Origin of the sequence: Paenibacillus ferrarius, assembly GCF_002027705.1 — a bacterium.
Lineage (GTDB): Bacteria > Bacillota > Bacilli > Paenibacillales > NBRC-103111 > Paenibacillus_E > Paenibacillus_E ferrarius.
In genome coordinates this window covers 248,538-263,924 of the sequence record NZ_MBTG01000056.1, presented here as the reverse complement: position 1 = coordinate 263,924, position 15,387 = coordinate 248,538, and the positions used below count along the sequence as shown (strand labels likewise).

The following is a 15,387-nucleotide window of genomic DNA, read 5'->3' as shown; positions in this document are numbered from 1 at the left end:
TGAAAAAGCATTCCTTTAGGGATGCTTTTTGTTTTTTGCTGAGCGCTTTGACGGCTGTAGGCCGAAAGCGATAGCTTCGCCGATGTGCGGCATTGCGCATCGGTGCTTTATCTTGAGCGCGTTTTTCGGCGCTGCAGCGGTGCCAATCGCAGCCGTAAGGCCGAAAAACAGCCTTTCGGGCAAGCTGGTACGCGCGAAAGCGCACCGCGCTGGTTGTTTAGGGCTGTTTTTCAGCCTTAACGTCGCTTCAACCGCGCCAATCGCTGCTGTAAGGCTGTTTTTCGGCGCTAAAGCCTCCGCATTGCTCTGCCTATTTTTTCCTCAATCACGACAAAATGAGTGATTACTCACTTCACAAAATCATAAGATTATCGTATGATGAACATACAAAAATGAGTGATTACTCACTCCCATTCGAGGTGCTAACCATGACAAATGAATTATCCATTCAGGTACAAAACGTCAGCAAGCAATTCGGAGAAAAAATTGTCCTGCAAGACATTACATTGGCTGTTCCGAAAGCCCACATTTTCGGGCTGCTGGGACCATCTGGATCAGGCAAAACCACGTTAGTACGTCTGATTGCCGGAATCGACGCTCCGTCTTCTGGCACTGTTCATGTGCTTGGCCAGCGGATGCCGCAACTAGCGATGTTATCACAAATCGGTTATATGGCTCAATCCGATGCCCTTTACGCAGAATTGACAGCTCTGGAAAATCTGGAATTCTTCGCGGCATTGTATGGGTTGACGGGAACAAAACGCAAAAAGCGCATCCAAGAAGTGATGGAGCTTGTCGATCTAAGCGCCCATATGAAAAAGCAAATTTCAATTTACTCAGGCGGTATGAAGCGCCGCTTATCCCTTGCCGTTTCTTTGCTCCATGAACCGCAAATTCTTATCCTTGACGAGCCTACGGTTGGGATCGACCCGCTATTAAGAAAATCGATCTGGGAAGAACTTACGAATCTCAGTCGGCAAGGAACGACCATACTTGTGACTACTCATGTGATGGATGAGGCCGAGAAATGCCACCAACTCGGGATGATTCGGGACGGTAAGCTTACGGCTGTCGGAAACCCCGAGGCGTTGAAAAAGGCTACGTCCTCTTCCACGATTGAAGAAGCATTTTTATATTACGGAGGTGCTGAAGCATGAGAATCCGTGCCATTGTTATTCGCATTTTGCGCCAGTTTTTTCATGATAAACGGACACTAATGATGATGCTTGTAGCGCCTATGCTCATTCTTTTCCTAATGTCGCTAGTTTTTAACGGCAGTACGTATGTGCCTAAGCTTGGCGCTGTCGAGTTGCCTGCTCCACTCATTCAGAAGCTGCAGGATAGTGGCGCTGAGGTGACATCCTACAATGCCAAAGAAGCCCAAGACGAGCTTAAAAATATGCGGCTGGATGCCATTATCGCCATGAATGGCGCAATCCCTCAAGTGACCTTGGAAGGCAGTGATCCAACCAAGAACAAAGCTGTCATTTTCCTCCTGCAAAAAGCAGTTCAAAACGCATCGCCAGCTGCCGCGCAAGTACAAGCGCCAACCATTCACTACCTCCACGGATCTGCGGATATGGCTTCATTCGATAGCTTTGGCCCCGTTCTGATTGGATTTTTCGTCTTTTTCTTCGTCTTCCTGCTCTCTGGCGTTTCCTTCCTGCGGGAGCGAACAGGCGGTACATTAGAGCGTCTTCTCGCCTCTCCGCTGCGCCGCTGGGAAATTGTCGCTGGCTATATTCTTGGTTTCGGCATATTCACAACCCTGCAAGCTGCTCTTATCGCGTGGTTCGCAACCAGCGTTCTTGGCCTCCTGTTAGTCGGTTCATTCTGGTACGTCCTGCTGATCACTGTCCTGCTTGCTCTTACGGCGTTATCGCTAGGTACGCTTATTTCCGCTTTCGCCAATAATGAATTCCAGATGATTCAGTTCATTCCGCTCATTATCGTACCGCAAGTATTTTTCTCCGGCCTCTTCAGTTTGGATACGATGTCCGTCTATCTGCGATGGATCAGTGTTGTCATGCCGCTTAAATACGGCGCTGAAGCTCTGCGAAACATTATGATTCGCGGTTCAGGCTGGGGGACCATCTGGGTTGATGTTGTCGTATTGGCTGCATTCACAATTTGCTTCATGATTTTGAATATACTGGCACTCAGGAAGCATCGTAAGATATAATATGAAAATGTGCAAAAGACAAGTCTGACATATTGCAAAGGAGGTGAATGCCTTGTCCGAAGTCGAGCCATGGTTACAAGAACTGCTGCGTCTGAATGACGAAGAGGAGAAAATGACCGACAAACAGATTAAGATTGTTCAAGCGGCCGTGGAGATTTTCTCTGAAAAAGGATTCGCAGGCTCCTCTACGAGTGAAATCGCTCAAAAAGCAGGCGTCGCGGAAGGCACCATTTTCCGACATTACAAAACGAAAAAAGAACTGCTGCTCTCGATTGTCGCCCCCATCATGACGAAGCTCATCGCCCCATTCGCGGTGAAAGATTTCACCAAAGTATTGGATGCAGAATACCCAAGCGTGGAACAGTTTCTACGCGCGATAATTGTGAATCGCATGGAATTCGCTCGTAAACATTTTGCTGTTTTGAAAATATTCCTGCATGAAATCCCTTTTCATAACGAGCTTAGAGAACAGTTTCAACAAACGTTTGCCACGCTAGTTTTGGAAAGAGCTTATAAAGCGATTCGGCATTTCCAGGCAGAAGGCCAAATCATTCAGCTCCCTGCGCCTACAACCATGCGCTTGATTATTTCAACCATTGTCGGCTTTCTGGTTACTCGATTTCTATTGGCGCCCAACGCCGATTGGGATGAAGATCTAGAAATCCAATATACGATTGATTTTATTATGAACGGCTTGGCATTAAGGAAATGAATCTTGCCAACTCACAAAAAAGCTGCGCTCAAGGTGATTCCACCTTAGGCGCAGCTTTTTTTATGCGGTCTGTTGCGACTGAGTTTGACGATCCACTTGTACGAAGCGCTGCAGCAGCAGAATCGCAGCCAAGCAGAGCACCCCGCCGATGATGAACGGCAGTGAATGGGCGATGGCGAATACGGCTCCACCGAGAAGCGGGCCAGCAATGCGGCCCAGACTGTCCATAGAGGAGCTCAGGCCCGTTGCGACGCCCTGCCCGACTTTGGTGCGCTGTGTAATCAGCGAAGTCACACAAGGACGTATGAGGGCGTTGCCTGCGCCGAAGACTGATAAGTAGATGGCGGCAGTCACAACGCTGCTCGAGTACAAGAGAAGGAAGAATCCGGCAGCTGAAAGCACCAGGCCAATTCCAATCACGACTTGCTCGGCGCCCTGCTTCACCAAACGGCGTACCACGCCACCTTGGATCAAAGCGCCAACGACGCCGCTGGCAAGGAACATCATGCCGATATCAAATGGCGTTGCGCCGATTTTGTCCATTTGGTAGTACTGAAGCGTCGCTTCAAGGCCTGCCAGTGTAAATGTGACAAAAAACGATAACACGTACAGATACTTGGACGCTCCGGAGAATGCAGTCCAGCGGGAAGCCGCTTTGGTCTTCACGGAAGTTCGCTTATCGGCGGTCAACGACTCTTTCAATATTGCAAAAGCAAACAAAAAGGAAACAAGTGATAAAGCAGAAGCAATGAAGAAAGGCACATAGGTCCCCCATTTGCTAAAAATACCGCCTAGCGCAGGTCCAAAGATAAAACCTAATCCGATGGACATGCCGACCATCCCCATGCCCTTGGTGCGATTCTCTGCAGTCGTGATATCTGCCACATAAGCGACAGCACATGCCGTAGCAGCACCTGAGAATAACCCGCCTAGAATGCGGGACACATACATAATCCACAAATGATCGTTGGCAAATCCAAAAATCAGAAAGCTGATACTAAAACCAAGCAAGCCGATTAGGATAATTGGGCGGCGTCCAATGCGATCGGAAAGAGCGCCCCAAATCGGTGACATGAGAAACGAAGCCGCGGAGTAAACCGATAACAACAGTGCGTTATGATATTCAGAGCCTGCCCCCTTCACCACTTCGGGCAGAATCGGGATAATAATACCGAATCCAATGAATATGGTCATCAACAGCAGCATGATGATTCCAATCTGTTTATTCATGTAGCTTTTAAGCCTCCAAATAAGTCATTTTCCCTTATCGTACCATACCTTTTTTGGGTATGGAAATGAACATTTGAAGAACAAGCAGCAGAACGAGTACGGAACCGCTCATCAGGAATGGAGCATGGTAACCGTACACATCCCATAACTTCCCTGAAACAATAGGGCCGACGATCATGCCCAGTCCCTCAATGGTGAGAAAGAATCCCCATACCGCGCCTCTTTTCTCTGGGGGAATCACGGAAGCAATCAGCGCATTCCACGACGGAATAATGAAGGCATAGCCAATCCCAAGCAAAGCAACCAGCATGTAGAGCAGCAGCATGCTTTTGGCGAAGGTAAAGAATAACAGCGCAGCAGCGCTCAAAGAGAAACCAATTAAAAGAAATGGACGAATCCCTATTCGATCCACCATTTTCCCCATCGGCACTAAAAAGATCACTGTAACAGCTCCTCCTGCAATCAGAAAAAGGCTGTACTGAAAGGATGTAAGCTTTAGCACCTCTTTGGCATAAAGGGTGAGAATGGGAGTTAAGATTCCAAGGGCAAACGTTTGTGCGAACATCGCAGGAAACAATAGAGGACTCACGTTCATAGAACGTCGTACTTCTTTTAGATAAATGGTTACCCGACTCCAGAAGGGAGCGCGGTCTCTGCTTGCCATATCAGCTTTGACAGACTGATTCCCACTTGAGGCGTTCTGTCTTCTTGGCAGCAGAAGAGCAACAAGCACCACAACCGTCATACAGCCGATCAAGATTCGAAATGAAGAACTATAGTGAGCTTCCCCTACAAAAAAGTTGATCGCCACCGGACCTAATCCGACTCCCGACAACCAAGCCATGTAGACCACGCTCATGATTGTAGCTTTCCCTTCTTCTCCCGCCACTTCCGTTGTGCCTGTAATGACACAGGGCCATAATGGCGCTGTGCCGAATCCGAGCAAAGCGCATCCGATGATCATCCAGCTATATTGCGTCGTCGTGGCAATCAGAACCACAGAAACAAAAGTCAAAAGAACACCTGTCAGCATCGTTGTGCGATAGCCTAACTTGTCAATAATCCAGCCAACTGGTGTGCGCAGCACATTATCGCCGATATATTGAGCAGCAAGTGTCCAACCAATAATGAAAGTTGTGGCGCCTAGCGTCGTTTTCATATACACGGGCAAAATGGTTAAAAGCAAAGCTCCCTTCACAAATTCGACGACAAACATAATAATTAACAATTCCATCACAAATGGGGAAAATAAGCGGTTTTTACGCCATTTTTCCATCAAAATCATAGGGTTTCTCCTTATTTTGGCGAATTTTAACACGTTGCTGTTAGTTTTACCTGAATGTGCGCAAACTATTTTGAAAAAATTAACTTGCATGATAGCTCTATTTTGATATACTCATTTTGTTTGTTACATCACGTGACAAGCAATCCACAATAGAAGGGAAGCGATAATCAGGTGGATCATAACCGTACACCACTGTTCACTGCATTGCTCGCACATGCAGAGAGAAATCCTATTCAGTTCCATATTCCTGGCCACAAAAAAGGAGTTGGCATGGACCCGGAATTTCGTTCCTTTATTGGGGACAATGCCTTGTCCATCGACCTCATCAATATAGCACCGCTGGATGACCTACATCAACCAATGGGCGTGATCGAGGAAGCCCAAAGGCTTGCTGCGGATGCCTACGGCGCCGACCACACCTTCTTTTCCGTGCAAGGCACCAGCGGTGCCATCATGACGATGATCATGACGGTATGCTCGGAAGGCGATAAAATCATTGTCCCGCGGAATGTTCATAAATCAGTGCTTGCCGCGATTATTTTCGTCGGCGCTAAGCCGGTATTCATTCAACCTGCGCGTGATAAAAACTTAGGTATTGATCACGGAATTCCAACTCGTTCTGTTCGCAGAGCCTTGGAGAAGCACCCTGACGCCAAAGCTGTGCTGGTTATTAATCCTACTTACTACGGAGTTTGTACGAATTTGAAAGAGATCGTGGATCTTGTTCATAGCTTCAATATGCCAGTTTTGGTTGATGAAGCGCATGGTGTGCTTATTCACTTCCATGACAAGCTGCCCATGTCTGCGATGGAAGCGGGAGCTGATATGGCCGCTACCAGTGTACATAAATTGGGCGGCTCCATGACACAGAGCTCGGTGCTTAATGTAAAAGGAACTCGCGTAAATCCGAAACGCATCCAAACGATTATTTCGATGCTGACGACGACCTCAACTTCCTATATTTTACTAGCTTCGCTAGATACGGCTCGGAGACATTTAGCTTTGAATGGCCGAGAAATGGCTGAACGCACAATTGAATTAGCCCAGTACACGCGCAGACAAATCAATGAAATTCCTAACCTTTATTGCTTTGGAGAAGAAATTCTAGGCGAAGAAGCTACTTTCAACTATGATCCAACGAAAATTTGCGTGCATGTTCGCAAGCTTGGCATTACTGGCTTTGAAGCTGAGAACTGGCTCCGCGATCACTACAATATTGAAGTTGAGATGAGCGATATGTATAACATCCTTTGTCTCATCACACCGGGAGATACCCCGGACAACATCGAAACCTTGCTGCAAGCGCTTCGCGAGCTCTCCCATATCAATGATGATGTGGTTGAAGTCAAAGAAGTCGTCATCAAGGTTCCCGCTATACCTCAGCTGACACTGACTCCACGAGATGCTTTCTACGGGGAAACCGAAATTCTGCCTTTTAAAGACTCGGCCGACCGTATCATTGCTGAATTCATCTATGTGTATCCGCCAGGTATTCCGATCCTGCTTCCAGGTGAAGTTATCACACAAGAGTTGATAGACTACATCGTAGAACATGTGGAAGTCGGCTTGCCTGTGAAGGGACCTGAAGACCGCAGCGTGAAGAATGTCAAAGTCATCGTTGAAACACAAGCTATTTTCTAGCATTCCTCGAATCAGGTAGATATTGTAAAACCGTTTACATGATGCTATGATGTTGTTGATGTTTAGCGAATGAGGTGATCAAGGAATGGCTCAAAGCGCTTATATTAAATTCGTAACAGGCTCCACCGTAGCCGCGCTCACCTTGGAAGAATTGAAGGAAAGACTGCTTCATTATCGTGAGCAGCTTGCCTTGACAGCCAAGCAGCTTGGCTGGGAGTACGACGAAGCCGGCTTCCCTTATACCATTGAAACTAAGCCAGAAGGCGAAGGCAAATGGTTCTATCTGAAAGGTATCAATCCCTTATACAAATACATAGTGATTGGTGTCGGCAATGAGCAGAAGCAAGAGGAAGAACGGCATTATGTTCAAGTTGTACTACCTGATGACGCCACGCACGGCGACAAGAGCAAAGGCAATGAATTCTGTAAATACCTCGGTAAGCTGCTGAAAGCAGAGCTGCATCTTTTCAATGGAAGAATCATGTATTTCAATCCCAGAAAATGAAAGTTTGCAAACAGAAACCCCCTAACAGAGAAATCTGCTAGGGGGTTCTTATGTACAGCTCTTATTCTTCGCCTTCTTGAGCTACGATTTCGTTGTAGATGGTTACTACGCGTTCCCATTCTTGCTCATCTTCAATGTTAACAAGGAAGGCTTCATCGTCTTCTTCCTCAACGCGGAAAATAACACCGTCGGCTTCGGGATCATTACGATCAAGCAATACAGCATACGCTTGCTCTTGAGATTGGAATGTATATACCATAACCATCTCGTGTTCTTCACCGTTCTCGTCCGTTACGATAAAAACATCTTCCCCATGCTCGTGATCGTGGTCACAGTCCGGGCCGTGTACATGATCGTGCTTCTCATCGCTCACAGGCAGAACCTCATTTCGTCGAATAATTAGTTACGTAATTATCCTAACATGTTCATTATAAGAGGTCAAACCACTTTCTATGCCTTTACTGCTATTCCGATTGAATCTGTTTCTCAGAAACGACAGAATAGTCGCTAGCTCCCTCTTGTTTCATCGCGAATTTCACGACGTAGGTTCCCGCTTCATCAAAGGATACACCATACAGAGGAACTTTTAGCCAAAAAGCTTCTTTGGAATCTGATATGGATTTCACCACCGGTGTTACAACGCTTTTCCCACTTGGTGAGAAGATCGAAACTTGAACCGAATTGATAGTGGTCTTCAAATTATCGACTTGCGCAAACACAATAAAATCGGCTTGCTTCCCGCGTTCTACGACACCAAATGGAACGATGGCTGAATCTTTACGCACCTCGGTCGTAAAGAATAAGTGAACGTTTGGTTTGTACATATAAGCCGTCTTGTTGGAGTTATCCCATTTCACCAATGCTTGCAATGCATCACTTACTGCACGTAATGGCAGAACCGTTTTGCCTTCGATAATTAGCGGGGGAACATCTGAATCTCCAAACTCTGAGGTCGTATTGTTGACAACCAAACGCGCAATATTATAACCCTTAAAATCCCCCCATATCGATGAGGCCACCACTGCAGCCGTGCTTAGAACAAAAAACACCAGCATCAACGCAAATATCCGCTGAACTTTCATTCGTTTAACCTCCAGCTCTTGTTAGTAATCTTTGTGTCTGCATCTTTATACTCCGAAGCTCTGGAAGAGTTGCGATGATTTTATAATTTTGATAAAAAAGCAAGAACTCGCTCCGTATAGGCTTCCGGTTGTTTCTGGTAAGAGCCGACATGACTTCCCTGCTCGGTCAGCCAAATCTCAAAAGCTTCAGGATGCCTAAGCCACATAGCTTCGCTGTTCGACCAAGGAATCGCGTCATCACTTTGGCTGTGTATGAAAAGAATCGGTCTCGGATAGATCTGATCAACGGCAGCAAGTGCATCCACATGCCTTGGATTAATACCGATGAGCTTTGGTAGAATGGCTAGAATAAGCGGCGTAAAGGGGAACCTGGGAAGCTTAGACCACACTGGTAGATTATCTTGGAGATAGGGACTAAGCTGACTGAACGCGCTATCCGTAATAACCCCTCTGACAGAAGCTTCTTCCGCTGCAGCTAATAGAGAGGTTGTGCCCCCCATCGAGAACCCAAGCAGGCAGATTTTATCCGAAATATGCTCCTGGACCCACGCAATCGCTCCCCTCACATCCTGTTTCTCCAAATAGCCAACAGTGGTCAGGTTTCCTTCCGAGCGTCCTGAATTCCGAAAGTCAAACATCAACACAGGATAACCCGCTCCTACAATCGCTTCAGCCAGAGCAAGCGCAGGCAAACCCTTCTCGAGACGCGTTCCCGCGTAGCCATGAGACATAATAACGGTTACAGGATTCTCCCTCCTTGCCCCGGCAGGCGGCTTCAAAAGCCACCCATCCAGCTCAACATCCCCAGTCAAACTGGCAAATTTGATGTCCTGCTTCTCTAAGCCATAATGCTCTGGCGAGTCATCCAGCGCCTTGCGTTTGGGATGCGTTAACTGCCAGCCTACATAGGTCGATATACCTACCAAAATGAAACCAATCAGAACGAGCAATACGAAACAAATTATCAACCATAGCATCATTGACATCCTCACCTTTTACTTAATATGACAAATAACTAGCCGATTTAGCGTCATTTCATCGCCTGGGCACGAGATAAAGGTTGATATTCATTAACCTCCCATGCTACATTAGGAAAAGATGATTTTTGTCGAATTCTGGGAGGCTGCTGAATGAGCTTGCAAATTCAAATGTTGGGAACTGGCAGTGCATTTGCCAAAACTCTTTATAATACAAGCGCATTAGTTCGCTCCACTAACGGAAACGTACTAATCGATTGCGGATACTCAACGCCTAAATCGCTTCATGAAATTAATATACAACCAGATCAAATTGATGGCATCATCATTTCTCATATTCACGCCGATCACGTTGGCGGCTTGGAGGAAATGGCCTTTCGACTATTATATGAGTTTAATCACAAGAAAACCAAACTTTTCCTAACCCAATCCATCGCCGCGATCCTTTGGGAGAACACCTTGAAAGGCGGCATGTACAATCCTTCAGACGGCTTCACCCGGATCGAAGATTATTTCGAGATCGTGTTAATTGACGAACATATTCCTACAGAAATACTTCCTGGGTTTACCGTCGAAATGATTACTACCATGCATATTCCTCATAAGCCTAATTACTCCTTGTTCATTAATGATCGGACCTTCTATAGTGCAGACACACAGTTTAATGCAGAACTTTTAATGCAAGAAGTTGTCAACAAGAGGAATTGCCATACGATTCTCCATGATTGCCAATTAAGCGGCTACGGTGCGATTCACGCAACGCTGGAGCAATTGCTGACACTGCCCCATGACATCCAGGAACGAATCTACCTCATGCACTATGGCGACAATATGATGAATTATATCGGGAAAACCGGAAGTATGCGGTTTATCCAACAACATGAAGTTCTTACCCTTTCATAAATAGTGTTTTTTCGAACCTAGGGACATGCGCCCTCAGGTTCTTTTTCGTGATAATCAGTGTTTTTTTGCTAATCTTTTTGGAAATCAGCAGGAATTGGTAAACAGACAGAGAACTTGTCAAATGGGTGTAAAATAAGTCTATACTTACATTCAGGAGATGATACAGTGGTAATCAATTGGATTCTTTTGGCTTATGCAACCGTTTATTTCATGTATACCATGATCTTACATACAGCATCGCATCCAAATTTACTTATTCTGGCCTTTGGCCTTTACCTCATTAGTCTCATAATTCCAACAAAACACCCTGCCATCCCTTGGTTTCGGCTGCTAATCATCGGTTCAATGCATTATTTGGGACATTCAAGTCTCTGTCTTCCTCTTTACATCCTAACGCTTCTTCGAGACATATATTCAGAGGAAAACCAAAAAAAGTCCTGGCTGCTAACCGCTGCCTACACGATCGTTTTTTTGCTTAATGTTTGTTTAATTAAAGGCATCCATCATGTGTCGTGGATCTACTATATTCAGTGTACGCTATATTTTACAACGGTCGCTATACTAACAAGAGCCACTTACTCCACACTCCAAAAAACGGACCGTTTAAAGAAAGAACGTAATTTATATGCGCAGCAAGATTCACTGACGGGCTTGTTCAATTACGAGGAAGCTCATCGCAGGCTTGAGCAGCTAATTCAACAGAAGCAGAAGCTGGTTCTGATTCTCATCGATTGCACGGATCTGAAAGCGATGAACACGACCGGCGGATTTCAAGCCGGAAATTTCATTTTGAAACAAATGGCTGAGCTGTTGCAAATTTTATTCAAAGATGCTTTGTTTATCTCCAGGTACGGCGGCGATGAGTTCGCGGTTGTTATGCCGCTGCATCCCGGTCCTGATCAATTATCTTCAGACTCGCTCAAGCTTAAGCTGGATTCCGAGCTTCCGAAATTGACGGGCATCCAAATCACATACGGAATTGCCTCCTACCCTCTCGAATGTTTAACAAAAGATGATCTAATTCTGCTTGCCGAGCATAATTTATTTATAAGGAAACGTGAATCCTGGCTGAAACGTGAAGAGCATATGCTGAGGTCAGATAAGCTTAGAGTAATCGGAGAATTAGCTTCAGGAATGGCGCATGAGATACGAAATCCATTAACAACAGTGAAAGGATTTCTGCAAATTTCAAAAGCAAACGGTTACAACATTGAGAATTGGTATGGATTGATTATGGATGAAATTGATCGCATGAGTGATTTGACAGGGGAATTTCTCCAATTCTCAAAGCCCCACAGCATCGACTTCCGCATTTATTCTCTTCATGAATGCATTCTCAAAGTCATTGCCCTCATGGAATCGGAAGCCACACGCTTTGGACATCAAATTCATTACAAAGAAGCTTTGGATCCGGTCCCGCTCTGGATGGATCAGGACAAAATCACCCAACTCCTCCTCAACATTGTTAAAAATGCTTGCGAGGCTATGGAAGAAAACGGCATCGTCCGGATGGAATTAAGTCTTGCTCCAAAAACGGCAACCATGATCATTCAAGACAATGGCCCCGGAATTCCCAGTGATCAGCTGGAGAAAATATTCCATCCCTTCTTCACCACCAAATCAAATGGTACGGGGCTAGGCTTATCCATTTGCTACAAAATCGTTCAAGATCATCAAGGTACCATCGAAGTCGAAAGCGAGCCTGGAAAAGGCACTCGATTTATACTTACTTTTCCATTAGCAGAAAGTGAAACCTACATAGAAAAAGCCGCTTTTAGCTAAGCGGCTTTTTCATTCTAACATGGAGAATGCCGGCATCATAAAACGGCTCCTCCGAAATCACCTGATACCCCAATTGGCTGTAAAAGCTTTCTGCTTGGCACTGCGCATCCAGAATCGATGAAGTACACTGCAATTCTTTCGCTTGCTCTTCCATCGCAAGCAGGATTTGTTTGCCTAATGACTGGCCTCTATATTCTTTCAATACCGCAACACGCTGCATCTTCGCTGTCTGAGGCTGGTATTCATACCAGCGGGCTGTCGCAACGGGCTTATCGGCGTCTACAATTAGAAAGTGATGACATGCTTCGGGTGATTCATCCTTCTCATCCATCTCCAAATGCTCAGGAACTTGCTGTTCATCCACAAATACCTTGTAGCGAACTTCAAAACAGCCCTTTAATTGATCTTCAGTAGTAACACGAATGATTTCCATATGAACTTCTTCCTTTCTGAGAACGTCCCTTGATCTTATCTCATTCCAGAAAAGTTGTCCACATCTTCAGCCCTACTTCTTCTCCAACAAATAGCTGCAAGCGCCCACAGCAATGCCTAGGAGCGCCCCTCCCAGAACTTCTCTAGGGAGATGGCCAAGTCGTTCCTTCAGGGCTTTGCGTCTGCGTGCATGATAGATCCCTGGCTGCTGTTTCGCTAATCGCTCGACCTGTTCATCCAGATCATTGACTTCAACCGCAATCTCACCAGCTGCTCGGCGAATCCCCATCGCATCATACATGACAACAGCGCCAAAAACAGAGCTTACCGCAAAATCAATTGCCGAAACGCCTTTTTTCATCGCTATGTACGTGGCAAGGGCGCTTACACCAGAGGAGTGGGAACTAGGCATTCCTCCCGTTTGAACCACTTGCGACCAATCCCACTGCCGGCTTGCCGCATAATGCCATGGAATTTTCATAAGCTGCGCCGTCCCAATTCCTATCAGTGCTGTCGTTAATGCTCGATTCATATGCTTCACCTCTTCATTAGCATCCATCACAGGTTTAGATTCTATTCCTAAACTTTGATACAATAGACATGCTGCCCCAAAGCAAAGATTTCATTATGACCAAGCTGTATCAAGTATGATCTTATACTTTTAATCCATGAAGAAAGTTTTCCCTTGGAAAACTCTAAGGAGTGTGCAAGCATGAATATTGCTTTTTTCTTATTACCCAAATCTGAGGTTATTACGACTACCCTACAAGCAACTCTGCGCCAAACATTAGAACGAATGGAATATCATCGGTATACCGCGGTTCCCATTCTCTCGGACGACGGACACTATGTAGGAACGATAACAGAAGGCGACTTGCTCTGGTTCCTCAAAAATTCAGAAGGATTAAGTTTTCAAAATACGCATCGGCATACCCTTGCCGAAGTTCCTCTGCGTATGAACAATAAGCCGGTTCATATTCACGCCGATATGGAAGATCTCATCGATTTGGCGAAAATTCAGAACTTCGTCCCGATCGTGGACGATGCCGATAAATTTATCGGCATTGTTCGAAGAAGTGAAATCATTGAATACTGCGCAAAGCAAATGATGTTCAGATCCCCTTCCACGGCTACTGCCGGAGAGGTCTAATCACAGAAGCAGGTATCCGTTCCCTAAGGAATGGATCACCTGCTTCTTTTGTTTGAAGTGCTCATTCAAGCCTCAGCCAACCTCCGCATCATGGAAATAAAACGTTGTTCAAATGGATAGATCAGGAAGCAACAAGGCAGACTAAGAGGAAAACTTTGCTTGGAGAGGAAGGATATCCTTGGATCAAACAAGCCAAAACAAGCAGTGGCTTCTTGACAAATTGGGCCCATCGGATGATTTGGAGCATCGCACGATGAAATCAACACGCATGTATGTTGAACTCCTTTTTATTACGAACATCTGTGACAGCGCAGTGATCCGAGAAGAAATTATCCAACCTTTTTTCCAAATGAACAATGAAGATGAGCTGGAAGATTATTTACTCTCCTTTCCTGGCTGCGACAGACCTGCTTCTAATGTTGATTCCCTGAATAAGATCATGTCCGGTTATGTGGCCATCGTGTTCAAAGATCATTTCCTCCTCTTTCAAGCCGCGCAGATTAAAGCCGCCGCTTTAAGCGATGCCCAAGTAGAAGCTACGATCCAAGGCCCGCAAACAGCCTTCAGTGAACATATCGATACGAATATCAACTTGATTAGATTCCGCTACAAAAATAGTTCATTGCGTGTAGAGTCGCGCGAACTTGGCCGCTTGTCCAAATCCAGACTCTGCCTTCTGTATGATGACATGAACGTTGATCACGAGGTTCTGGATCAGCTTAAGAAGAAATTAGATGAAATCAAGGTAGATAACTTGCAATCAGTGACTGAATTGCACCAGTTGTTAACGAAGCAGAAATACACCATTTTCCCTACATTTATCAATACGGAGCGCCCTGACAGAGCCATTCTTAATCTGTCGCAAGGCAAAGTCATTGTCATGCTTGAAGGAACCCCTTTTGTCCTGATCCTGCCTGCTGTTTTCTTTGACTTCTATTCTGCCATGGATGATAACTATCAACTTTCCCTTGTTGGCTATTTTTTGCAATTCCTTCGGTATATCGCCTTATTTCTCAGCCTTGTCTTACCGGCCGCCTACGTCGCTCTAACCGCATATAATCCTGAGATTTTCCGTGTTCAATTAGCGCTCTCCATTGCCGGTAGTAGAGCGTCAGTACCCTATCCAGCCTATGTGGAAGTGCTGCTGATGCTAGGGCTTATGGAACTGCTGTTAGAGGCGAGCATACGCCTTCCCAAATCCGTCGGATCTACAGCGACAACCGTTGGCGGATTGATTCTGGGACAGGCAGCAACTTCGGCAGGGCTAATCAGCAATATCATGATCATTATTGTATCGACTGTAGCCATTTCCAACTTTGTAGTTCCTATCAATTCTATGAGCTTCGCGATGAGAATTATGAAATATCCGCTTGTGCTGCTCGCCTCCATGCTCGGCATTACCGGCCTAGTTCTTGGACTTATCGGGATGATTACCTATATGACAAATCTAAGGAGCTTCGGCGTGCCATATTTGCGTGTTTTTTTCTATAGGAAATAAAGCGAGCT

Annotated in this window: 16 protein-coding genes; 9 read left to right on the top strand and 7 right to left on the bottom strand. The window is 45.7% G+C overall.

The window, feature by feature from the left end; all coding sequences use genetic code 11:
* Positions 1-428 precede the first annotated feature (428 nt).
* From BC351_RS36510 to BC351_RS36500, 3 genes are all read left to right on the top strand, one after another.
* Positions 429-1,157: an ABC transporter ATP-binding protein gene (locus BC351_RS36510; protein WP_079420401.1), complete on the top strand. Its 729-nt coding sequence runs from the start codon at positions 429-431 to the stop codon at positions 1,155-1,157.
* Complete coding sequence (locus BC351_RS36505; protein WP_079420399.1) at positions 1,154-2,182, top strand: ABC transporter permease; 1,029 nt, start codon at positions 1,154-1,156, stop codon at positions 2,180-2,182. Before BC351_RS36510 ends, BC351_RS36505 begins: the two co-directional genes overlap by 4 nt.
* A gap of 112 nt (positions 2,183-2,294) precedes the next feature.
* Positions 2,295-2,894 carry a TetR/AcrR family transcriptional regulator gene (locus BC351_RS36500; protein WP_079420528.1) on the top strand — a complete coding sequence of 200 codons (600 nt, stop codon included), beginning with the start codon at positions 2,295-2,297 and terminating at the stop codon, positions 2,892-2,894.
* A 60-nt stretch (positions 2,895-2,954) separates the two neighbouring features.
* Here BC351_RS36500 and BC351_RS36495 read toward each other — a convergent pair whose 3' ends face one another.
* Together BC351_RS36495 and BC351_RS36490 are read right to left on the bottom strand one after the other, a co-directional pair.
* Positions 2,955-4,124, bottom strand: coding sequence for an MFS transporter (locus BC351_RS36495; protein WP_079420397.1), 1,170 nt, complete (start codon positions 4,122-4,124; stop codon positions 2,955-2,957).
* 34 nt (positions 4,125-4,158) lie between these two features.
* Entirely contained in the window at positions 4,159-5,409 is a 1,251-nt protein-coding gene (locus tag BC351_RS36490; protein WP_079420395.1) for an MFS transporter, read from the bottom strand.
* Positions 5,410-5,580: 171 nt separating this feature from the next.
* Between BC351_RS36490 and BC351_RS36485 the strand changes: the two genes are divergently transcribed.
* Positions 5,581-7,050 (top strand): aminotransferase class I/II-fold pyridoxal phosphate-dependent enzyme, encoded by a 1,470-nt coding sequence (locus tag BC351_RS36485; RefSeq protein WP_079420393.1) that lies wholly within the window; start codon positions 5,581-5,583, stop codon positions 7,048-7,050.
* Between the two features lie 85 nt (positions 7,051-7,135).
* Complete coding sequence (locus BC351_RS36480) at positions 7,136-7,555, top strand: DUF1885 family protein (RefSeq protein ID WP_079420391.1); 420 nt, start codon at positions 7,136-7,138, stop codon at positions 7,553-7,555.
* A 61-nt stretch (positions 7,556-7,616) separates the two neighbouring features.
* Here BC351_RS36480 and BC351_RS36475 read toward each other — a convergent pair whose 3' ends face one another.
* From BC351_RS36475 to BC351_RS36465, 3 genes are all read right to left on the bottom strand, one after another.
* Positions 7,617-7,928, bottom strand: a complete 312-nt coding sequence (locus BC351_RS36475) for a DUF1292 domain-containing protein (RefSeq protein WP_079420389.1) — start codon at positions 7,926-7,928, stop codon at positions 7,617-7,619.
* Positions 7,929-8,019: 91 nt separating this feature from the next.
* Entirely contained in the window at positions 8,020-8,637 is a 618-nt protein-coding gene (locus BC351_RS36470) for a stalk domain-containing protein (RefSeq protein ID WP_079420387.1), read from the bottom strand.
* Positions 8,638-8,717: 80 nt separating this feature from the next.
* Positions 8,718-9,617: an alpha/beta hydrolase gene (locus BC351_RS36465; protein WP_244209296.1), complete on the bottom strand. Its 900-nt coding sequence runs from the start codon at positions 9,615-9,617 to the stop codon at positions 8,718-8,720.
* A 150-nt stretch (positions 9,618-9,767) separates the two neighbouring features.
* On the opposite strand from BC351_RS36465, the gene BC351_RS36460 reads away from it, so the two are divergent.
* Positions 9,768-10,517: an MBL fold metallo-hydrolase gene (locus BC351_RS36460; protein ID WP_079420385.1), complete on the top strand. Its 750-nt coding sequence runs from the start codon at positions 9,768-9,770 to the stop codon at positions 10,515-10,517.
* 165 nt (positions 10,518-10,682) lie between these two features.
* Positions 10,683-12,299, top strand: a complete 1,617-nt coding sequence (locus BC351_RS36455; protein WP_079420383.1) for an ATP-binding protein — start codon at positions 10,683-10,685, stop codon at positions 12,297-12,299.
* Here BC351_RS36455 and BC351_RS36450 read toward each other — a convergent pair.
* Both BC351_RS36450 and BC351_RS36445 read right to left on the bottom strand, forming a co-directional pair.
* Positions 12,292-12,732: a GNAT family N-acetyltransferase gene (locus tag BC351_RS36450; RefSeq protein ID WP_079420381.1), complete on the bottom strand. Its 441-nt coding sequence runs from the start codon at positions 12,730-12,732 to the stop codon at positions 12,292-12,294. The two genes, BC351_RS36455 and BC351_RS36450, sit on opposite strands and share 8 nt — an antisense overlap.
* Positions 12,733-12,804: 72 nt before the next feature.
* Positions 12,805-13,263: a divergent PAP2 family protein gene (locus BC351_RS36445; protein WP_079420379.1), complete on the bottom strand. Its 459-nt coding sequence runs from the start codon at positions 13,261-13,263 to the stop codon at positions 12,805-12,807.
* A 180-nt stretch (positions 13,264-13,443) separates the two neighbouring features.
* Between BC351_RS36445 and BC351_RS36440 the strand changes: the two genes are divergently transcribed.
* Both BC351_RS36440 and BC351_RS36435 read left to right on the top strand, forming a co-directional pair.
* Positions 13,444-13,881, top strand: coding sequence for a CBS domain-containing protein (locus tag BC351_RS36440; RefSeq protein WP_079420377.1), 438 nt, complete (start codon positions 13,444-13,446; stop codon positions 13,879-13,881).
* A gap of 178 nt (positions 13,882-14,059) precedes the next feature.
* Positions 14,060-15,379, top strand: coding sequence for a spore germination protein (locus BC351_RS36435; RefSeq protein ID WP_244209295.1), 1,320 nt, complete (start codon positions 14,060-14,062; stop codon positions 15,377-15,379).
* Positions 15,380-15,387: the final 8 nt, after the last annotated feature.